The organism is Nitrospirillum guanabarense, from assembly GCF_034653355.1.
Classification (GTDB): domain Bacteria; phylum Pseudomonadota; class Alphaproteobacteria; order Azospirillales; family Azospirillaceae; genus Nitrospirillum.
The window spans coordinates 273,004-292,332 of record NZ_JAYEER010000001.1; the positions used below are offsets into that span (position 1 = coordinate 273,004).

The 19,329-nt window shown below is 69.4% G+C and carries 18 protein-coding genes; 14 read left to right on the forward strand and 4 right to left on the reverse strand.

Going from position 1 to position 19,329, the window contains the following annotated elements:
- Positions 1-25 precede the first annotated feature (25 nt).
- The 4 genes from UAA55_RS01105 to UAA55_RS01120 are packed head-to-tail and all read left to right on the forward strand — an operon-like array spanning position 26 to position 4,510.
- On the forward strand, positions 26-1,693 hold the full coding sequence (locus UAA55_RS01105; RefSeq protein WP_322950821.1) for an ABC transporter ATP-binding protein: 1,668 nt from the start codon (positions 26-28) through the stop codon (positions 1,691-1,693).
- Positions 1,690-1,998 (forward strand): (2Fe-2S)-binding protein, encoded by a 309-nt coding sequence (locus tag UAA55_RS01110; RefSeq protein ID WP_322950822.1) that lies wholly within the window; start codon positions 1,690-1,692, stop codon positions 1,996-1,998. Before UAA55_RS01105 ends, UAA55_RS01110 begins: the two co-directional genes overlap by 4 nt.
- A complete protein-coding gene (locus UAA55_RS01115; RefSeq protein WP_322950823.1) occupies positions 1,980-3,356 on the forward strand; it encodes an FAD/NAD(P)-dependent oxidoreductase in 1,377 nt (458 codons plus the stop codon). The genes UAA55_RS01110 and UAA55_RS01115 overlap by 19 nt, the downstream gene beginning before the upstream one ends.
- Positions 3,353-4,510 carry an NAD(P)/FAD-dependent oxidoreductase gene (locus tag UAA55_RS01120; protein WP_322950824.1) on the forward strand — a complete coding sequence of 386 codons (1,158 nt, stop codon included), beginning with the start codon at positions 3,353-3,355 and terminating at the stop codon, positions 4,508-4,510. Before UAA55_RS01115 ends, UAA55_RS01120 begins: the two co-directional genes overlap by 4 nt.
- Before the next feature lie 22 nt (positions 4,511-4,532).
- Here the strand turns inward: UAA55_RS01120 and UAA55_RS01125 are convergent, their stop codons facing one another.
- The gene (locus UAA55_RS01125) at positions 4,533-6,005 is read right to left on the reverse strand and encodes an aldehyde dehydrogenase family protein (RefSeq protein WP_322950825.1); all 1,473 of its coding nucleotides are present in this window, start codon (positions 6,003-6,005) and stop codon (positions 4,533-4,535) included.
- Between the two features lie 255 nt (positions 6,006-6,260).
- Here UAA55_RS01125 and UAA55_RS01130 point away from each other — a divergent pair, with 255 nt between their 5' ends.
- From UAA55_RS01130 to UAA55_RS01160, 7 genes are all read left to right on the forward strand, one after another.
- Positions 6,261-7,118: a GNAT family N-acetyltransferase gene (locus UAA55_RS01130; protein WP_322950826.1), complete on the forward strand. Its 858-nt coding sequence runs from the start codon at positions 6,261-6,263 to the stop codon at positions 7,116-7,118.
- 32 nt (positions 7,119-7,150) lie between these two features.
- The gene (locus tag UAA55_RS01135; protein WP_416235162.1) at positions 7,151-8,623 is read left to right on the forward strand and encodes an NAD-dependent succinate-semialdehyde dehydrogenase; all 1,473 of its coding nucleotides are present in this window, start codon (positions 7,151-7,153) and stop codon (positions 8,621-8,623) included.
- Positions 8,620-9,699 carry a tartrate dehydrogenase gene (locus UAA55_RS01140; protein WP_322950828.1) on the forward strand — a complete coding sequence of 360 codons (1,080 nt, stop codon included), beginning with the start codon at positions 8,620-8,622 and terminating at the stop codon, positions 9,697-9,699. Before UAA55_RS01135 ends, UAA55_RS01140 begins: the two co-directional genes overlap by 4 nt.
- Positions 9,700-9,803: 104 nt before the next feature.
- Positions 9,804-11,216 carry an aspartate aminotransferase family protein gene (locus tag UAA55_RS01145; protein ID WP_322950829.1) on the forward strand — a complete coding sequence of 471 codons (1,413 nt, stop codon included), beginning with the start codon at positions 9,804-9,806 and terminating at the stop codon, positions 11,214-11,216.
- Positions 11,217-11,337: 121 nt separating this feature from the next.
- Positions 11,338-11,829 carry an Lrp/AsnC family transcriptional regulator gene (locus tag UAA55_RS01150; protein WP_044559651.1) on the forward strand — a complete coding sequence of 164 codons (492 nt, stop codon included), beginning with the start codon at positions 11,338-11,340 and terminating at the stop codon, positions 11,827-11,829.
- Positions 11,830-11,862: 33 nt separating this feature from the next.
- Positions 11,863-13,014, forward strand: a complete 1,152-nt coding sequence (locus UAA55_RS01155; RefSeq protein WP_322950830.1) for a M20 aminoacylase family protein — start codon at positions 11,863-11,865, stop codon at positions 13,012-13,014.
- Positions 13,015-13,034: 20 nt separating this feature from the next.
- Positions 13,035-14,114: a DMT family transporter gene (locus UAA55_RS01160; protein ID WP_322950831.1), complete on the forward strand. Its 1,080-nt coding sequence runs from the start codon at positions 13,035-13,037 to the stop codon at positions 14,112-14,114.
- A 6-nt stretch (positions 14,115-14,120) separates the two neighbouring features.
- Here the strand turns inward: UAA55_RS01160 and chrA are convergent, their stop codons facing one another.
- From chrA to UAA55_RS01175, 3 genes are read right to left on the reverse strand one after another with little or no spacing between them, the layout of a single operon-like run.
- On the reverse strand, positions 14,121-15,515 hold the full coding sequence (gene chrA / locus UAA55_RS01165) for a chromate efflux transporter (protein ID WP_322950832.1): 1,395 nt from the start codon (positions 15,513-15,515) through the stop codon (positions 14,121-14,123).
- A gap of 4 nt (positions 15,516-15,519) precedes the next feature.
- Positions 15,520-16,491, reverse strand: coding sequence for a chromate resistance protein ChrB domain-containing protein (locus UAA55_RS01170; protein ID WP_322950833.1), 972 nt, complete (start codon positions 16,489-16,491; stop codon positions 15,520-15,522).
- 15 nt (positions 16,492-16,506) lie between these two features.
- Positions 16,507-16,653, reverse strand: a complete 147-nt coding sequence (locus UAA55_RS01175; protein ID WP_322950834.1) for a hypothetical protein — start codon at positions 16,651-16,653, stop codon at positions 16,507-16,509.
- Between the two features lie 164 nt (positions 16,654-16,817).
- On the opposite strand from UAA55_RS01175, the gene UAA55_RS01180 reads away from it, so the two are divergent.
- The 3 genes from UAA55_RS01180 (at position 16,818) to UAA55_RS01190 (ending at position 19,262) form a co-directional block, all read left to right on the forward strand.
- Entirely contained in the window at positions 16,818-17,309 is a 492-nt protein-coding gene (locus tag UAA55_RS01180) for a chromate resistance protein ChrB domain-containing protein (RefSeq protein ID WP_322950835.1), read from the forward strand.
- A 61-nt stretch (positions 17,310-17,370) separates the two neighbouring features.
- Positions 17,371-18,264 (forward strand): DUF1259 domain-containing protein, encoded by an 894-nt coding sequence (locus UAA55_RS01185; protein WP_322950836.1) that lies wholly within the window; start codon positions 17,371-17,373, stop codon positions 18,262-18,264.
- Positions 18,261-19,262, forward strand: coding sequence for a YncE family protein (locus tag UAA55_RS01190; RefSeq protein ID WP_322950837.1), 1,002 nt, complete (start codon positions 18,261-18,263; stop codon positions 19,260-19,262). The genes UAA55_RS01185 and UAA55_RS01190 overlap by 4 nt, the downstream gene beginning before the upstream one ends.
- Positions 19,263-19,329 lie beyond the last annotated feature (67 nt).

Below are 19,329 nucleotides of genomic sequence, written 5' to 3' on the forward strand. Positions count from 1 at the left end.
TATGCCCGGGGCGGCTGCCGCATCGATGGCGGCTCGGTTCCGCATCGGCACGACCGAAATCCTGGCCTTGGACGGCCCACAGCTGCGCGCCGTGCGCGGCAACCGGGTGGCCTATGTGGCGCAGAGCGCGGCATCGGCCTTCAACCCGTCCCGCACCATCATGGACCAGGTGGTGGAGGCGGCGGTGGGTCGCGGCCTGCTGACGCGGCCCCAGGCCGAGGCCAAGGCGGTGGAGCTGTTCCGCGCCCTGGCGCTGCCCCAGCCCGAAGCCATCGGCCGTCGCTATAGCCACCAGCTGTCCGGCGGGCAGTTGCAGCGGCTGATGGCCGCCATGGCGCTGATGACCGATCCGGAACTGGTGATCCTGGACGAACCTACCACCGCCCTGGATGTCACCACCCAGATCGAGGTGCTGCACGCCTTCAAGCAGGCGGTGCGGCGGCAGGGGGCCACGGCCCTCTATGTTTCCCACGACCTGGCCGTGGTGGCGCAGGTGGCCGACGGCATCGTGGTGCTGCAACGGGGCCGCATGCGCGAGACCGGCGCCACCGCCCAAGTGCTGCACGCCCCGGCCGACAGCTATACCCGCACCCTGATGGCGGCGGCACGGCCCGACGCCCACGGACGGACGGCCCAGCCAGCTGCGGACATGGTGGCCCCGGACACGGCGGCCCCGCTTTTGGAGGTACGCGGCCTGACGGCCGGCTATGGCCGTGTGGACGCGCGGGGCGTGCCGGAGGTGCCGGTGCTGCAGGGCGTGGACCTGGTGATCGCCAAAGGCGCCACCCTGGGCATCATCGGCGAGTCCGGATCGGGCAAGTCCACGCTGGCCCGGGTCATCGCCGGCCTGGTGGCGCCGGCCAGCGGGCAAGTGCTGTTCCAGGGCCGGCCGCTGGCCCCGGGCCTGTCGGGCCGCACACGCGAACAATTCCAGCACATCCAGCTGGTGTTCCAGAACGCCGACACGGCCCTCAACCCCGCCCACACGGTGGCCCGCATCCTGGAACGCCCCCTGGCCTTCTATCACCACATGGACGGGCCGGCACGGGATCGCCGCATGGCCCGGCTGCTGGACCTGACGCAATTACCCACCGGCATCGCCCACCGGCGCTGTGGCGAACTGTCGGGCGGCCAGAAGCAACGTGTCAACCTGGCCCGGGCCCTGGCCGCCGACCCACAGCTGATCCTGTGCGATGAGGTGACGTCGGCGCTGGACACCGTGGTCGGCGCCGCCATCCTGGACCTGCTGGCGGAACTGCGGCGGGAGCTGTCGCTGTCCTACCTGTTCATCAGCCACGACATCTCCACCGTGCGCGCCATCTGCGACGACATCGCCGTGCTGTACGCCGGCCAGAAGGTGGAGATGGGTGCCGGCGCCAGCTTCGGCCGTGCCCCCGTCCATCCCTATACCGACGTGCTGATCGGATCGGTGCCGGAAATGCGCCAGGGCTGGCTGGAGGAGAAGACGCCGGCCGGCCCGCTTCCGCCCCTGGAGGCGGTCCCGGGGGCCGACCTGTGCCGTTTCCTGCCGCGTTGCGCCGTCCGCGTCGAGGGCCTGTGCAACCGGCTGCCGCCACGCCGCGGGGTCCTGAGCGGCGGCAATGAACTGCTTTGCCATCACAGCGAGGAAGACCTGATGCGCCTGCAACGGCACATCCCTGAGTCAGTGGGCCCGGAGGCCGCCGGCCGATGACGGGACGCTTTGTACGGTTGGCGGAGACCGGCCGGGCCGAACTGACCATCCATGTCGACGGCGCGCCGATCCGCGCGCTGGCCGGCGACACCCTGATGGTGGCCCTGCTGACGGCGGGCACCCACCTGCGCGCCTCGGAATTCGGAGATGGCCGCCGGGCGGGCTTCTGCCTCATGGGGGCCTGCCAGGACTGCTGGGTGTGGACGGAGGATGGCGAGCGCCTGCGCGCCTGTTCCACCCAGCCGGTGGACGGCATGCGGATCAGCACCCGGCAGCCGGAGGCGACATGGCCCAACCTCGCGTGATCGTCGTCGGCGCCGGCCCGGCCGGCACCCGCTGCGCGGAAACCCTGGTGGCCGCCGGCCTGCGGCCCGTCGTCATCGACGAGGGACGCCGCGACGGCGGCCAGATCTACCGCCGCCAGCCGGAGGGCTTCACCCGGCCCTACCGCGCGCTGTACGGGACGGAGGCGGGACGCGCCGCCGCCGTGCACGAGACCTTCGATCGACTGAAGGAGAAAATCGACTATCGGCCGGAAACGCTGGTGTGGAACATCGCCGGTGATGAGGTCCACACCGTCAGCGGCACCACCGCGCGGTCGCTGGCCTTCGATGCCCTGATCCTGTGCACCGGCGCCACCGACCGGCTGATGCCGGTCAAGGGCTGGCACCTGGCGGGCGCCTACAGCCTGGGCGGCGCCCAGGTGGCGCTGAAGTCGCAGGCGTGCAGCATCGGCCACCGCGTGGTTTTCCTGGGCAGTGGCCCCCTGCTCTACCTGGTGGCATCGCAATACCTGAAGGCCGGCGCCACGGTGGCGGCGGTGCTGGACACCTCCCCCTTCTCCCTGCGCGTCGGCGCCCTGCCCAAGCTGGCGGCGCAGCCGGGCGTGCTGTGGAACGGCCTGATGCTGGCCCTGGCATTGAAGCGTGCGGGCGTGGCGGTCCACACCGGCGTGACGCCGCTGGAAATCGAGGGCACGCCCGAGGACGGCGTGACGGGCGTCGTCTTCCAGGACATCCGGGGGAGGCGCCACCAGGTGGCGTGCGACGCGGCGGCGCTGGGCTATCACCTGCGCCCGGAAACACAGCTGGCTGACCTGGCGCGCTGCGGCTTCGCCTTCGATGAGCGCACGCGCCAATGGCTGCCCATCCGGGATGAGGATGGACGGTCGTCCGTGCCGGGCGTCTATCTGGCAGGCGACGGCGCCCATATCCTGGGCGCCCGCGCGGCGGAGGATGCCGGCCGGCTGGCCGCCCTGGCGGCGCTGAAGGATACGGGCCTGCCGGTGGACGCCGGCGAGCTGGCCCGCCTGCGCCAGGGCATGGCCGGCTACGCCCGCTTCGCCCAGGGCCTGGCCGAGGCCTTTCCCTGGCCGGCGGAACAGGCGGCCCGCCTGCCGGACGACGCCATCGTCTGCCGGTGCGAGGCCATCAGCGCCGGGGAGCTGCGCCGGGTGGTGCGCGACATGGATGCGCGGGAGGCCAACCGCGCCAAGGCGTTCAGCCGGGTGGGCATGGGCCGCTGCCAGGGCCGCTACTGCGGCCATGCCGGGGCGGAGGTCATCGCCGCCGCCGCCGGCGTTCCGGTGCGGGAGGTGGGCCGCCTGCGCGGCCAGGCGCCGGTGAAGCCCCTGCCCGCCGCCATCGAGGAGGAAACGCCATGACCGCGCCGACGACAAGCCGCGTCCAGGCCAGCGACGTCCTGATCATCGGCGGCGGCATCATGGGCTGTTCCACCGCCCTGTTTCTGCGCCAGCGGGGCGTGTCCGTCACCCTGCTGGAAACGGATCTGGTGGGCCGCCAGGCCAGCGGCACCAACTTCGGCAACGTCCGGCGCCAAGGGCGGCCGCTTTACCAACTGCCCCTGGCCAACCGGGCCATCGACATCTGGCGGCGCATGGACGCCCTGCTGGACGAGGATGTGGAATACCGGCAGCGGGGCCATATCCGCGTCTGCTACCGCGACCGGCCGGAAATGGCGGAGCGGATGGAAACCTATGCCGCCGAGGCGCGGCCGGCGGGACTGGACCTGGAACTCATCAGCGGCAACGCGCTGCGTGACCGTTTCCCCTTCCTGGGGCCGGAGGTGCTGGCGGGCTCCTACTCCGCCCAGGACGGGCACGCCAACCCGCGCCTGGTGGCCCCCGCCTTCGCCCGCGCGGCCCGCCGCGCCGGCGCCGCGATCCAGGAGAACACGCGGGTGACCCACGCCGCCAAGGTGGGGGAGGATTTCGAGGTGGAAAGCCAGGACGGCCGCGTCTTCCGGGCGCCCATCCTTCTGGTCACCGCCGGGGCCTGGGGCAACCAGCTGTCCGCCCAATTCGGCGAGCCGGTGCCCGTCACGGCGCGCGGGCCCACCATGTCGGTGACGGAGCCCGTGCCCTACGCCATCCCGCCCTCTGTCGGCGTCATGACGCCGGATGAGGTGGAAACGGTCTATTTCCGCCAGGTGGAGCGCGGCAACCTGGTCATCGGCGGCAGCACGCGGGGGCCAGCCCATCCGGAACTCTACCGCTCCTACGTCATGCCGCGGAACACGCTGAGCCAGCTGCGGCAGATCCAGCGGCTGGCGCCGGCCCTGCGCCGCCTCAACATCATCCGCGTTTGGACGGGGATAGAAGGTTATCTGCCCGACAGCCTGCCGGTCATGGGACCCAGCGGTCGGGTCAGCGGCCTGCACTACGCCTTCGGCTTCTCCGGCTCCGGCTTCCAGATCGGTCCCGGCGTGGGCGATGTCATGGCCGAACTGATCGCGACGGGCGCCACCACCACGCCCATCGACGCCTACACCATCAACCGGTTCCAGGGCGACGACTGACGCGCCGCCCTGTCCCCCTCGATCAGAACTCCACCAGCGCCGTCTTGATGCGCAGGTTGGCTTCATAGGCCTGCCGGCCCAGATCCTTGCCGATGCCGGAGCGCTTGTACCCGCCCGTGGGCAGGATGAAGTCGTCGCTTCGCCCGTAGCGGTTGACCCAGACGGTGCCGGCCTCCAACGTCCGTGTGGCGCGCAGGGCGCGGGCGACGTCGCCGGTGTGCACGCCGGCCGCCAGGCCGAACGTGCTGTCGTTGGCCAGCGCGAAGGCCTCCGCCTCGTCGGTGAAGGTTTGGACGGTCAGCACCGGCCCGAAGATCTCATCGCGCACCGCCTCGGCACCGGCGTCGACGTTGGCCAGGATGGTCGGCAGGTAGAAGCTGCCCTCCTGCGGCGCCGGCGCCCGGCCGCCGCCCGTGACCACCTCCGCCCCCTCGGCCGCCGCCCGCTTGACGACGCTGTCGATCCGATCCAACTGGGGCTCGGAGATGATGGGCGACAGCGTCGTGTCGTCCCGCCAGGTGGGGCCGGGCCGCCGGGCGGCGAAGGCCTGGGCGATGCTGTCCACCACCTGGTCCGCCACCCGCGCCTCCACGATCAGACGGGAACCGGCGACGCAGACCTGGCCGGCGTTACCGGTGATGGCCCGGGCCACGGTGGCGGCCGTGCGGCCCAGGTCGGCCGCGTCGGCGAACACCACCTGCGGGCTTTTCCCGCCCAGTTCCAGGGTGACGGGCTTGGGGCCGGTTTCCGCGCAGGCCGTCATGATGGCCGCGCCCGTGCGGGTTGACCCGGTGAAGGTCACCTTCGCCACCTTGGGGTGGCGGCTGAGGGCGTCGCCCACCGTGCGGCCATCACCCTGCACGATGTTGAAGATGCCGGGCGGCAGGCCGGCCGCGATGGCCAGTTCCGCCAGGCGGACGATGCTGAACGGCGTCATCTCCGACGGCTTCAGCACCACGGCGTTGCCGGCGGCGATGGCGGGCACCACCTTCCAGCTGGCCATCACCAGGGGGAAGTTCCAGGGAGCGATGGCGCCGATGACGCCGTAGGGTTCGGCCAGGGTGAAGCCCAGCTTGTCGGTCGACGTGGCCGCGACCTCGCCACCCACCTTGTCGGCGAATTCAGAGAAGAAGCGGATGCCCTCGGCGGTGAAGGGGATATCCCAGGTGCGAGCCTCGGTGATGGGGCGGGTGGAACCCACGGCCTCCAGCGGCGCCAACGTGTCGATGTCCGCCTCGACCAGGTCGGCCCAGCGGCGCAGCACCCGCATGCGTTCCCGGGGCGGACGCCGGGCCCAGCCGCCGGCCCGGAAGGCCACCCAGGCGTTCTCCACCGCGTCGTCCACCTGGTCCGGCGTCGCCGCGGACAGGTGGCGATAGACACGGCCGTCGGACGGCCGCCTGACCGCGATCTCCGGCCCCAGCCCCTCGATGACGCGCCCGTTGATGAAATTGCCGCCGCCGACGCTTAGCCGGTCGGGATCGAAGCCGCTCATGAGGGTCGCTCCTGATGTCCAGTCGCCGACAGGCTAGACCAGGGCGGCCGGCATTTGGCCGGAGCGAATTGAACATCCCGCGCCATAATCTTCTGAATTGGCGGCGAAGGCGGCACCCAATGCTCTGCCGGCGCTTTTATAGTCGCCGCATGAGGACGGGTCGCGAACCCGACAGCATATCATGCCGGGGCCAGGACGGACGGCCGAGGCAGGGTCCAAACAGGTCCCCACGCGGGGCCAACGAGATGACGGCCGATGGAAAAGCACGCTGATCGCCTGGTGCAATTGCGGGACATGACGCCGGACGACCTGGCCCAGGCGCATGCCCTTTCCCGCAAGCTGCAATGGCCGCACCGCCTGGATGATTGGGATTTCATGCTGCGCGCGGGCATCGGCCTGGTGGCGGAGGAGGACGGCGCCGTCGTCGGCACCATCCTGGGCTGGCCCTATGGTGCCACGATGGCGACCGTGGGCATGGTCATCGTGGCCGAGGAGAAGCAGGGGGCCGGCATCGGCCGCCGCCTGATGGACGCCATCATGGCGCGCCTGGGCGACCGCACCATCGTGTTGAACGCCACCGCCGAAGGCCTGCCCCTGTACACCCGCCTTGGCTTCACCCCCTTCGGCGAGATCCGGCAGCACCAGGGGGCGGCGTTTTCCGTCCCCATCCCCAGCCTGCGCCCGAATGAGCGGGTGCGGCCATTGAGCAGCAGCGACCATGACGCCATCGTCGCCCTGGATCGCCGGGCCTGCGGCATGGACCGCGCCAGCCTGTTCGCCGAGCTGCGCAAAGCCGCCCACGGGGTGGTGCTGGACCGGGACAGCCGGGCCATCGGCTTCGCCCTGTTCCGCCGCTTCGGTCGCGGCTACGTCATCGGCCCGGTGGTGGCCCCCGACGTGGAAGGTGCCAAGACCCTGATCTCCCACTGGCTGGGATCCAACGCCGGCATGTTCTCCCGCGTCGACATCCCGGGCGACGACGACCTGACGGCCTGGCTGGACGACCTGGGCCTGCCCTGCGTCGGCCGGGTGACCCGCATGGCGCGCGGGCCCCTGGCCCCGCCGGACACGGACGTGCACACCTTCGCGCTGGCAAGCCAGGCGCTCGGCTGACAGCACCCACCCCAAGAGGGCTTCCCATGACCATGCTTGACCTGAAGGACCCGGCGCTGCTGCCGGGCCTGGCCTTCATCGGCGGCGCCTGGCGCCCCTCGACCATCGGCCGCGCCATCACCGTCGCCGATCCCGCGACCGGCCGGCCCCTGGGCACGGCGCCTGATTGCGATGAGGCCGACACCCGCGCCGCCATCGACGCGGCGGCGGCGGCGCTCGGACCCTGGCGCGCCCGCACCGCCGGGCAGCGCTGCGACATCCTGGCCCGCTGGCACGCGCTGATCCTGGAACATGTTGACGACTTGGCCCGCATCATGACGGCGGAACAGGGCAAGCCCCTGGCCGAAGCGGCCGGCGAGGTGCGCTACGCCGCCTCCTTCGTGAGGTGGTTCGCGGAGGAAGGCCGGCGGGTGCAGGGCTATGAGGTACCGGCGCCGGAAGCTGACCGCCGCATCCTGGTGCGTAAGGAGGCGGTCGGCGTCTGCGCCATCGTCACCCCCTGGAACTTCCCCGCCGCCATGATCACCCGCAAGTGCGCGCCGGCCCTGGCGGCCGGCTGCACCGTGGTGATCAAGCCGTCCGACCTGACGCCCTTCACCGCCCTGGCGCTGGCCGTGCTGGCCGAACGGGCGGGCGTTCCGGCCGGCGTGCTGAACGTCGTCACCGGCATGCCGGACGCCATCGGCCGGGAGCTGACCGCCAACCCGCTGGTACGCAAGCTGTCCTTCACCGGGTCCACCCGCGTCGGCGCCCTGCTGACGCGGCAATGCGCCGACACGGTGAAGCGCCTGAGCCTGGAGTTGGGCGGCAACGCGCCCCTGATCGTCTTCGACGACGCCGACCTGGACCAGGCCGTGGCCGGCGCCATGGCCGCCAAGTTCCGCAACGCCGGCCAGACCTGCGTCTGCCCCAACCGCATCCTGGTGCAGGCCGGCATCCATGACGCCTTTGCCGAGCGGCTGGGCCGGGCGGTCGCCGCCCTGCGCGTGGGGCCCGGCGGGGCCGCCGGCACCACCATCGGCCCCCTGATCAACGCCGCCGCCGTGCGCAAGGTGCGCGACCATGTCGAGGATGCCCTGGCCCACGGCGCCCGCGTCGCCGCCCAGGCCGACAACGACGGCGACCTCAGCCGGTTCGCGGCCCCGGTGGTGCTGACGGGCGTCACGCCGGACATGCGCCTGGCGCACGAGGAAACCTTCGGGCCCGTGGCGCCGTTGTTCCGGTTCCACGGCGAGGACGAGGCGATCACCCTGGCCAACGCCACGCCCTATGGCTTGGCCAGCTATTTCTACACCAACGACCTGCACCGGGCCTTCCGCGTGTCCGAACGGCTGGAGGCTGGCATGGTGGCGCTGAACACCGGATCCATCGCCATGGAGATGTCGCCCTTCGGCGGCGTCAAGCAATCCGGCCTGGGTCGCGAGGGTGGCCAGGCGGGCATTGAAGAGTACCTTGAGCACAAGGCCTTCCACATCGGCGGCCTCAAGCTGGGAGCCCTGTCATGACCAAGACCGACCGCAGCTACACCATCGCCGTCATCCCTGGCGACGGCATCGGCAAGGAAGTGGTGCCGGAGGGCGTCCGCGTGCTGGAACGGGCGGCCAGCCTGTACGGCTTCACGCTGGAGCAGCGCTGGCACGACTTCGCCTCCTGCGACTACTACGCCCGGCACGGCCGCATGATGCCGGAGGACTGGAAGGAGCGCATCGGCGCGCCGGACGCCCTCTTCTTCGGCGCCGTCGGCTGGCCGGAGACGGTGCCTGACCACGTTTCCCTCTGGGGGTCGCTGCTGCAGTTCCGCCGGGAATACGACCAATACGTCAACCTGCGTCCCGCCCGCCTGCTGCCCGGCGTGCCCTCGCCGCTCGCCGGCCGCGAGCCTGGCAGCATCGATTTCTGGATCGTGCGGGAAAACACCGAGGGCGAGTATTCCTCCGTCGGCGGCCACATGTTCGCCGGCACGGAGCGCGAGGTCGTGATCCAGGAGACGGTCATGACCCGCATCGGCGTCGACCGCGTGCTGCGCTACGCCTTCGACCTGGCCAACCGCCGCCCCAACCGGCACCTGACCTCCGCCACCAAGTCCAACGGCATCGCCATCACCATGCCCTTCTGGGACCAGCGGGTGGAGGCGATGGCGGCCCACTATCCCGACGTGCGCTGGGACAAGTACCACATCGACATCCTGACGGCGCAGTTCGTGCTGAACCCCGACCGTTTCGACGTGGTTGTGGCGTCCAACCTGTTCGGCGACATCCTGTCGGACCTGGGGCCCGCCTGCACCGGCACCATCGGTGTGGCGCCGTCGGGCAACATCAATCCGGACGGCACCCACCCCTCGCTGTTCGAGCCGGTGCATGGCTCCGCCCCCGACATCGCCGGCAAGGGCATCGCCAACCCCGTGGGCCAGATATGGTCCGCCGCCATGATGCTGGAGCATCTGGGGGAAACCGAGGCCGCCAAGGCCATCATGGCCGCCATCGAAACGGTGCTGAAGGAACCCGGCCTGCGCACCGCCGACCTGAAGGGCAAGGCCGGCACCGAGGAGTGCGGCAAGGCCATCGCCGAGGCGCTGCGCTGACGCGGCATTTTGTGCTGCCGCGACCCGCAAGAAGGGTCGCGGCGCATCCCCCGGGCCGCCAACACGGCGCATCCCACCACCTGGTGTCGGCTAGGCTTCCTCCCATGGACACCATGACGAGCCAGAGGCCGATGCTGAAGCGCAACCGTTCCCTCGTGGATGTCGATCGCGACTATCTGATCCATCCCGTCACCTCCTTCCGTGGCCATGAGGCACGCGGGGCCACCCTTCTGCGAAGCGGCCGGGGCATGTACGTGACCGACATGGACGGCCGCGAACTGCTGGACGCCTTCGCCGGCCTGTGGTGCGTCAATGTCGGCTATGGACAGGAGAGCATCGCCGAGGTCGCGGCCGAGCAGATCCGCCGCCTGCCCTACGCCACCGGCTATTTCCACTTCGGGTCGGAGCCGGCGGTGCGCCTGGCCCAGCGCCTGGTGGAACTGGCGCCGCCGTCGCTGACCCACGTCTATTTCACCCTGGGCGGATCGGACGCGGTGGACAGCGCCATCCGCTACGTCATCCATTATTTCAACGCCTTGGGCAAACCGGAGAAGAAGCAGTTCATCGCCCTGGAGCGGGGCTACCACGGCTCTTCCGCCATGAGTTCAGGCCTGACGGCGCTGGCCAACTTCCACCGCAACTTCGACGTCCCGTTGCGCTGGCAGCATCACATACCGTCCCCTTACCCTTATCGCAGCCCGGTGGGCGACGATCCGGCGGCGGTGATCGCACGGTCGGTGGCCGACCTGCGCGCCAAGGTGGCGGCGCTGGGCGCTGACTCCGTCGCGGCTTTCTTCTGCGAACCCATCCAGGGATCGGGCGGCGTCATCGTGCCGCCCAAGGGCTGGCTGAAGGCCATGCGCGACACCTGCGCGGAATTGGGCATCCTGTTCGTCGCGGACGAGGTCATCACCGGCTTCGGCCGTACCGGCCCGATGTTCGCCTGCGAGCACGAGGACGTCAGCCCCGACCTGATGACCGTGGCCAAGGGCCTGACGGCCGGCTATGCCCCCATGGGCGCGGTCCTGATGTCGGATGCCGTGTACCAGGGCATCGCCGATGGGGCGGCGCCCGACTTGCCCATCGGCCACGGCCACACCTACTCCGGCCATCCGGTCAGCGCCGCCATCGGGCTGGAAGTCCTGCGCCTCTACACCGAGGGCGGCATCCTGGCCAATGGCCAACATGTGGCCGGCCGCTTCAAGGCCGGACTGGACGGACTGGCCGACCATCCCCTGGTCGGCGACGTGCGTGGTCAGGGCCTTCTTGGCGCAATTGAATTGGTCACCGACAAGACATCCAAAACGAGATTTGACGCGGCACTGAAAATTCCTGACCGGCTGTTCGCCGAAGGCTACCGCAACGGCGTCATTTTTCGCGCGTTCGGTGATGGGATACTGGGCCTGGCCCCGGCTTTGTGCTGCACGGAGGATGAAATGGACCTGATTTTTGCCCGCATCCGGCGGACGCTTGACGGGATACTTGACCAGCCCGACGTCCGGCCGGCGCTTTCATGATAGATAGTTGGCGGGCAATTGGGCCCTCGAACGGTGTAAGCTGATGGTAGGCCCGGCCGCGCCCGGTTGGCGTCAGGGCTGAGTAACTTCCATTGCCCGGGACAGGAGATCCCACCGGAACATGACGCTCGGCCCCAAACTCGACCGTATCGATCTGAATATCCTGGTGCAGCTTCAACAGAGCGGCCGCATCACCAATGTGGAGTTGGCCGACGCCGTGGGGTTGTCGCCCAGCCCCTGCCTGGCGCGGGTGAAGCGCCTGGAGAAAGCCGGGTACATCACGGGATACGGGGCCCAGATCAATTATCAGAAGCTGGGCGACTTCATGACGGTTTTCACCGAGGTGACGTTGTCGGAGCACCGCAGCGGCGATTTCTCCCGCTTCGAATCCAAGATCCGCAAAATTGATGAGATCGTGGAATGCCACCTGGTCAGCGGTGGCTACGACTACCTGCTGAAGTTCATCACCACCGGCGTCACACACTACCAGTCCATCATCGAAGGCATGCTGGAAGGTGATTTCGGCATCGAAAAGTACTTCAGCTACATCGTCATCAAGACCCCCTTCATCAAACAGCACTACCCCATCCAGGGCCTGTTCGAACGCGAATAGCCGGCCATGGGGACTGCCCGCCGGAGAAACGCCATGCCGGAAATCGACGATCTCATCGAGCCGCTGATCGCCTTCCGGCGCGATTTGCATGCCCATCCCGAACTGGGCTTCGCCGAGCATCGTACCGCCGGCCGCATCGCGGCGGCGCTGGAAGACCTGGGCATGAAGGTCCACACCGGTATCGGCGGCACCGGCGTGGTGGGCGTGCTGAAGGCCGGCGGCTCCGACCGCAGCGTCGGTCTGCGGGCCGACATGGACGCCTTGCCCATCCATGAGCAGACCGGCCTGCCCTATCAAAGCCGCCATACCGGCGCCTTCCATGGCTGCGGGCACGACGGTCACGTCTCCATGCTGCTGGGCGCGGCCCGCCACCTGGCCCGCACGCGCCGGTTCGACGGAACCATCCACTTCATTTTCCAGCCGGCCGAGGAAGGCCAGGGTGGCGCGAGGGCCATGGTGCAGGAGGGGTTGTTCCAGCGTTTCCCCTGCGACCGCGTCTTCGCCCTGCATAACTGGCCGGACCTTCCCGCCGGCACCGCGGCCACGCGGCCAGGGCCCATCATGGCCGCCGCCGACAAGTTCGAGATCCGCCTGGAAGGGCGCGGTGGCCACGCCGCCCTGCCCCACCAGACACCCGATGCGATCCTGGCGGCCAGCGACCTGGTGAGCCAGTTGAACACCATCATCGCCCGCCGCATCCCGCCCATGGCCAATGCTGTGCTGTCGGTCACCCAGATCAACGGCGGCCATGCGCATAACGTCCTGCCCGCCACGGTCACGGTCGCCGGCACGGTGCGCAGCTTCGACCCAGCCGTGCAGGACCGGATCGAGGCGGCCCTGCGCCAAGTGGCGGAGGGCGTGGCCATCGCCAGCGGCACGCGGGTGACGGTCACCTACGACCGCTATTATCCTGCCACCATCAACGATGCCGATGCCGCGGCGGAGGCATTGGCCGTGGCCGCGAGCGTCTGCCCCCAGGCCATCCTGGCGCCTGAACCCGCCTTCACCTCCGAAGACTTCGCCTTCATGCTGCAGGCGTGCAAGGGCGCCTACCTCTGGCTGGGCCAGGGGCGTGAAGGTGGCTCCGCGCCCCTGCACCACCCGCAGTACGATTTTAACGATGACATCATGGCGACCGGGGTTAGCTTGCACGTGGCATTGGCTGAACGCCTGCTGTCCGCGTAACCCGCTTGGGAGTAAGGGCCATGGCCCTTCATCGATCCGCCGCCTGGCCGGGCGTTCCGCTTGCCCTGACTTCGGCCGCGCTGTTCGGTGCCAGCACACCGCTGGCCAAGCTTCTGCTGGGGCGTTCCGATCCCTGGCTGTTGGCGGGCCTGCTGTATCTCGGATCGGGCCTGGGGTTGGGCATCGTCCACCTGGCGCGGCGCTTCCTGGGCATCGAGGCGCCGGAGGCCCCCCTGCGGCGGGGCGACCTGCCGTGGCTGGGCGCCGTCGTGCTGGCCGGCGGTGTGATCGGCCCCGTGCTGCTGATGGTTGGCCTGACGCAAACACCCGCCTCCAGCGCCGCCCTGCTGTTGAACCTGGAAGGCTTGGCCACCATGGGCATCGCCTGGCTGGCCTTTCGTGAGAACGTGGACCGCCGCCTGCTGCTGGGCGCCCTGGCGATCTTAGCGGGGGCCCTCCTGCTATCCTGGCAGGGCGGGCCGGAAGGTGTGGGCTGGGGTGCTCTGGCCGTCGCGGGTGCTTGCCTGGCCTGGGGGGTGGACAACAACCTGACCCGCAAGCTCAGTTCGGCCGATCCGGTACAGATCGCCATGACCAAGGGGCTGGTGGCGGGGATCGTCAATCTCGCCCTTGCCCTGTCACAGGGGGCCGCCTTGCCGCCCCTGGCGGTCATCGGCGGAGCGGCCGTGGTCGGCTTCTTCGGCTACGGCCTCAGCCTGGTCCTGTTCGTCCTGGGCCTGCGCCACCTGGGTACGGCGCGAACGGGCGCCTATTTTTCCATGGCCCCCTTCATCGGCGCCATCCTGGCCATCATCCTGTTCAGCGAACCGCTGACCTATCGCCTGCTGACGGCGGCCGTCCTGATGGGCATCGGGCTCTACCTGCACTTGGTCGAGCACCATGACCATGAACACGCGCATGAGGAGATGGAACATGAGCACGTCCACGTGCACGACGAACATCACCAGCATGATCACGGGCTGGGCGTCTCGGTGAGCGAGCCCCATTCCCACGTCCACCGCCATGCGCCCATGGTGCACCGGCATCCGCACTATCCGGACCTGCACCACCGGCACACGCACGAGCACTCGGAGACCTGAGGCCGGTCAGGCGACGCCGGCCAGACGCAGCGCCAGGCCGGCCAGGGAACAGGCCGCCAGCACCGGGATCATCCCCACCTTGAAGCGGAACACGGCCACGATGGCCGCCGTGGTCAGCAGCAGGGCCGCGACGTTCACGCTGGCCAGCACCGGGATCTCCAGTAGCAGGCCCAGCGCCCGGACATCGGCCACCTCCCGGAACAGGGCGTGCAGGGCGAACCAGACGGCGAGATTGAGGATCACGCCCACCACCGCGGCGGTGATCGCCGTCAAGGTGGCGGAGACGGCGCGGTTGCCGCGCAGCGTCTCGATGAAGGGCGCCCCCAGGAAGATCCACAGGAAGCAAGGCACGAAGGTAACCCAAGTGGTCAGTACGGCCGCCAGAGTGCCGGCGACCAGCGGCGGCAAGGCGCCCGGCGACCGGAACGCGGCCAGGAAGCCGACGAACTCCAGCACCATGATCAGCGGGCCGGGTGTCGTCTCCGCCATGCCGAGGCCATCCAGCATCTCACCCGGCGCCAACCAATGATAGGTGCCCACCGCCTGCTGGGCGACATAGGCCAGCACGGCGTAGGCCCCGCCGAAGGTGACGACGGCCATTTGTGAAAAGAACACGCCGACGCGGCTGAACACGTCATCCGGGCCCAGCCACAGCAGCAGTGCCGCGACCGGGATCAGCCATAACGCCAGGCAGATGCCCGACACCTTCAGGGACCAGGACAGGGAGGGGTGCGCGTGGACCGGCATCTCCTCGCCCAGCGCCGTCTCCCGGTCCGGCACCGCCTTGCCACCGGCGCCATGCCCCTTGCCCCCCTGGAAGGCCGGATGCCCAACCTTGCCGCCGGCGAAGCCGATGAGCCCCGCCCCCAGGACGATGAGGGGGAACGGCACCCGCGCCACGAAGATGGCGACGAAGGCCGCGGCGGCCAGGCCCACCATGGCCCGGTTCCTCAGGGCGCGGGAGCCCACGCGGACCACAGCCTGCAACACCACGGCCAGCACGGCGGACTTCAGGCCGAAGAACAGGCCGGCCACGGCGTCGGCGGAGCCCAGCAGGACGTAAATCCAGCTGAGCGCCAGAATGGACAGGAACCCTGGCAGCACGAACAGGGTGCCGGCGACCAGCCCGCCCCGCGTCTTGTGGAGCAGCCAACCGATGTAGACAGCCAGCTGCTGCGCCTCAGGCCCCGGCAGCAGCATGCAGTAGTTCAGGGCGTGCAGGAACCGCTCCTCCCCGATCCAGCGCTTCTCCTCCACCACGATGCGGTGCATGACCGCGATCTGGCCGGCGGGCCCGCCAAAGCTGAGCGCGGCCACCCGGGCCCAGACGCGGACAGCGGCCCCGAAGGAGATGCCGTGGGCGGGAGCCTCGGCGGAGGGGCGGAGGATGGCGTCGGTCATGGCGTCAGCTTCCCTTCTTGCGGAAAAAGCCCAGCAGATCGTCGAACACGGCCATGCCCCGGGCCAGGCGTTCCTCGTCATCCTTGGTGCCCATGCAGATGCCCGCGATCAGCACACGGATGCCATCGGCCTCCGCCCGGCCGAACTTGCCATCCTTCAGGTCGATGTCGTGGATGATCTCGGCGATGGCCTGGAGGGCGGGGTCGGCCAGGCCGACGCGGCCCAGCAGCACCTCGAAGGTGCAGCGGTCACCCTCGTGCGTGACCTCACCGTCCACCATGTCGAAGCGCACGGCGCCGGGGACGGCGTCCGCCGAGCGTGACGGGACGAAGGTAAACACCGCCCCGCCATCAATGAAACGCCGGACCAGCCAGGCCGTGGCGATGCGGTCCACATGGATGCCCTGGCGGGTGATCCACCGCAACCCCTTATAGGTATCCAGAGGGGTTTGGACCGGTTCCTTGGCTGGCATGTCGTTCCGCCCGCGTGTCGTGGTTTCCAGGACGTCGAGCACGCCCGACGCGGCCGCACGCCCGTGGGCGCCGAAGAAATCGATGGCGGCGACCTGGTTCAGGCGCGCCCGCAAGCGAACCGCCCCGGCGCGGGCCTCATCCATCTTCGCCGCATCGGCCCGCACCCCTTCCAGCAGGACACGGGCCTCGGCCGCGATGGTGGCGTAGTCCTCGTCCCGCGCCCGGTCGAACAGGCCGCGCACGTCCGCGTCGCTCAGCCCGTCGATGAAGCACGCCTCGCACAGGGTGGCCTCACCGCCGCCTTCCAGGATTTCCCGGATCAGCCAGGCGAAATCCTCCCGCGCCTCCTCCGTGCAAGGCAACACGTGAACGGCGTTCTTGATCGGCACCGCGCCCAGGGCCTGAAGACGCCGCCAGACCTTGACCCGCAGGTAGGCCGGCTTGGCCGGCAACTGATGGACCAGCAGCAGCCAATCATCCCGTGTCGTGCCGGTGTCGTTCATCCCGTCCTCATTCCTTCACCACCCCGCCCGCCGCCAACGGCGGACGCCGCCGGCATACAGGCGCTTCAGGAGCAGGACGGCAAGGAAGAAACCGAGCCCAACCAGGCCGATGGCGCCCAGGTTCTCATCACCGGAGAACAGTTCGCTGAAGAAGCTGGACATGAGGGGGGCCTCGATCCCGGCGGGTCATATGTCGATCTTGATACATCTTATCGTCGAGATTGACTTAATGCAACATATGTATCATTTTCCCCGAACGCCGACGAAGCCTGTATCGCGGCGACCAGGCATGCCGGCGCCCCGACGACGCCGAGGGAGTTCCAGCCATGAAATGGATCACGCGTGAACGCCCCAAGATCGATCGCATCGCCTGCCCCTGGCTGGTTGCGCGCTTCATCGATCCAGAACCGGAATTCCTTTACGTGCCCGCCGACATGGTTTTCCAGGTGGCAGCGGAGACAGGCGCCATCCCCTATGACTTGCCCGGCGCCGATCTTAGCCACGTGGGCGAAAGGTGCAGCTTCGACACCTTCCTCGACCGTTACGGCCTGGCTGGCGACGCCGCCCTGCAGCAACTGGCCTTGATCGTCCGGGGGGCGGATACGGCCCGGCTGGACCTGGCGCCGCAGGCGGCCGGTCTGGTCGCCGTGTCGCTGGGGCTGTCGGCGCTATTCCAGGACGATCACGAAATGCTGCGCCACGGCATGACCGTCTACGACGCCCTCTACGCCTGGTGCCGCGACGGCCAGGGCGAGCAGCACAACTGGCCGCCGGCCATCCGCCAGGCCGGGCTTCCCCAGGCCGCGCCCGCCGCGTGACGGTGGGCAGGACACACCGGCCGGGCACTGTGAACCGGCCTTATTGAAGGAGCGATCCTGTATGAATACCCACATTCTCCGCGCCATGGCGGTCGCCGCCATGGCCGCCGCCGCGACGCCGGGCATGGCAGCCGACGCCGACTGGACGGCGGTCGGCCAGGCGCTGGGCAAGGCCGGCGCCGTGCAGCCGGACGGCGTCTACAAGGTGGGCCTGCCGCGCACCGACCTTGCGGTGACCCTGGACGGCGTCGCCATAAAGCCCACGCTGGCCCTGGGCTCCTGGCTCGCGTTCAAGGAAACCGCCCAGGGCCAAGCCATGGTGATGGGCGACCTGGTGCTGACCCAGGACGAGGTCAACCCGGTGGCGAAGGAACTGGAGGACGGCGGCATCCAGATCACCGCCCTGCACAACCACCTGCTGCGCGCCCAGCCCGCCACGCTCTACATGCATGTCGACGGCCATGGCGACGCGGTCAAGCTGGCGACGGTGCTGCACGACGCCCTGGCCAAGAGCAAGACGCCACTGGCGGCGCCGGCGGCCGCACCGGCCCCGGCTGCCATCGACCTGGACACCGCCGCGCTGGATAAGGCGCTGGGCTACACGGGCAAGGTCAACGGCGGCGTCTACCAGGTAACGATCCCCCGGGCGGAGGCCGCCAAGGCCGGCGGCATGGAAATCCCCCCGTCCATGGGGGCCGGCATCGCCATCAATTTCCAGCCCACCGGCGCCGGCAAGGCGGCCATCACCGGCGACTTCGTGCTGATCGCCTCCGAGGTCAATCCGGTCATCAAGGCGCTCCGCGACAACGGCATCGAGATCACGGCGCTGCACAACCACATGCTGGATGACGAGCCCCGGCTGTTCTTCATGCACTTCTGGGCTAACGACGACGCGGTCAAACTGGCCAGGGGCCTACATTACGCCTTGGCGCAGATGAAGGTCGCCCACTTGTGACGCCCGCCGCCCGCATCGGCTGGCCCTTTCTGGTGGCGCCGCTCCTCCTCACCGGATCGGCCGGCGCGGGCGATCCTCCGTTGGTGCTGGAGGCGACGATCCCGCTGCCCGACGTCGACGGACGGATCGATCACATGGCGGTGGACTTGGCGCACGATCGCCTGTTCGTGGCCGAACTCGGCAACGGCACCGTGGACAGCATCGACATCACCAGCCGGAAACGTTCAGGCCGGATCGCCGGCCTGAGGGAGCCCCAGGGGATTGGGTACCTGCCGGCCCGGGACCTGATTGTCGTCGCCAACGCCGGCGACGGCAGCGTGCGCCTATATACGGCGACCACCTTGGCGCCGGTCGGGACCATCGACCTAGGCGAGGACGCCGACAATGTCCGGGTCGACGCGACCACCGGGCAGGTCCTGGTCGGATATGGGGCTGGCGGCATCGCCGTCATCGATCCGGCCCGCCCAGCCAAGATCGCGGACGTGGCCTTGCCCGCCCATCCGGAGGGCTTCCGCTATGACGCCACCACCGGTCGCCTTTACGTCAACGTCCCAGACCGCCAGCAGATCGATGTGCTGGATCGCAAGACGGGCCAGAGGGTGGCGGCTTGGTCGCCGCCGGAGATGCGGTCCAATTTTCCGATGGCGTTGGACGCGGCGGCCGGGCGGATCGCTATCGGCTACCGCAGCCCCGCCCGCCTGGTCGAGCTGAACACGGCGGATGGCACGATCACCGGCGGCGTCCCCATCTGCGGCGATACCGACGACGTCTTCTTCGACGCCAGGCGCGACCGCTACTACGTGAGCTGCGGCGAAGGTGCGGTGGACGTCGTCGACCGCACCGCGGCGGGGCTGGCCCACCGTGACCAGATCAGGACCGCGTCGGGGGCCCGAACGTCGCTGTTCGTGCCCGAACTCGACCGGCTCTTCGTCGCCACCCGTGCCGGCTGGTTCGGCGGTGACGCCGCCATCCTGGTCTTCCGTCCGGCTTCCCGATAGCTCCCCCCACCCCAAACGCTGTCCGGTGACGTGGCTTCTTTTGTTGCCACATCCCCTCCAGGGGGAT

What these genes read in the sequence shown, in the direction of transcription:
- UAA55_RS01185 (WP_322950836.1), top strand. Translation starts at nt 17,371, where the DNA reads ATGAATACCCACATTCTCCGCGCCATGGCGGTCGCCGCCATGGCCGCC.
- UAA55_RS01125 (WP_322950825.1), bottom strand. Translation starts at nt 6,005, where the DNA reads ATGAGCGGCTTCGATCCCGACCGGCTAAGCGTCGGCGGCGGCAATTTC.
- UAA55_RS01105 (WP_322950821.1), top strand. Translation starts at nt 26, where the DNA reads ATGGCGGCTCGGTTCCGCATCGGCACGACCGAAATCCTGGCCTTGGAC.
- UAA55_RS01180 (WP_322950835.1), top strand. Translation starts at nt 16,818, where the DNA reads ATGAAATGGATCACGCGTGAACGCCCCAAGATCGATCGCATCGCCTGC.
- UAA55_RS01150 (WP_044559651.1), top strand. Translation starts at nt 11,338, where the DNA reads ATGACGCTCGGCCCCAAACTCGACCGTATCGATCTGAATATCCTGGTG.
- chrA (WP_322950832.1), bottom strand. Translation starts at nt 15,515, where the DNA reads ATGACCGACGCCATCCTCCGCCCCTCCGCCGAGGCTCCCGCCCACGGC.
- UAA55_RS01175 (WP_322950834.1), bottom strand. Translation starts at nt 16,653, where the DNA reads ATGTCCAGCTTCTTCAGCGAACTGTTCTCCGGTGATGAGAACCTGGGC.
- UAA55_RS01120 (WP_322950824.1), top strand. Translation starts at nt 3,353, where the DNA reads ATGACCGCGCCGACGACAAGCCGCGTCCAGGCCAGCGACGTCCTGATC.
- UAA55_RS01135 (WP_416235162.1), top strand. Translation starts at nt 7,151, where the DNA reads ATGCTTGACCTGAAGGACCCGGCGCTGCTGCCGGGCCTGGCCTTCATC.
- UAA55_RS01110 (WP_322950822.1), top strand. Translation starts at nt 1,690, where the DNA reads ATGACGGGACGCTTTGTACGGTTGGCGGAGACCGGCCGGGCCGAACTG.
- UAA55_RS01145 (WP_322950829.1), top strand. Translation starts at nt 9,804, where the DNA reads ATGGACACCATGACGAGCCAGAGGCCGATGCTGAAGCGCAACCGTTCC.
- UAA55_RS01115 (WP_322950823.1), top strand. Translation starts at nt 1,980, where the DNA reads ATGGCCCAACCTCGCGTGATCGTCGTCGGCGCCGGCCCGGCCGGCACC.
- UAA55_RS01140 (WP_322950828.1), top strand. Translation starts at nt 8,620, where the DNA reads ATGACCAAGACCGACCGCAGCTACACCATCGCCGTCATCCCTGGCGAC.
- UAA55_RS01160 (WP_322950831.1), top strand. Translation starts at nt 13,035, where the DNA reads ATGGCCCTTCATCGATCCGCCGCCTGGCCGGGCGTTCCGCTTGCCCTG.
- UAA55_RS01170 (WP_322950833.1), bottom strand. Translation starts at nt 16,491, where the DNA reads ATGAACGACACCGGCACGACACGGGATGATTGGCTGCTGCTGGTCCAT.
- UAA55_RS01155 (WP_322950830.1), top strand. Translation starts at nt 11,863, where the DNA reads ATGCCGGAAATCGACGATCTCATCGAGCCGCTGATCGCCTTCCGGCGC.
- UAA55_RS01130 (WP_322950826.1), top strand. Translation starts at nt 6,261, where the DNA reads ATGGAAAAGCACGCTGATCGCCTGGTGCAATTGCGGGACATGACGCCG.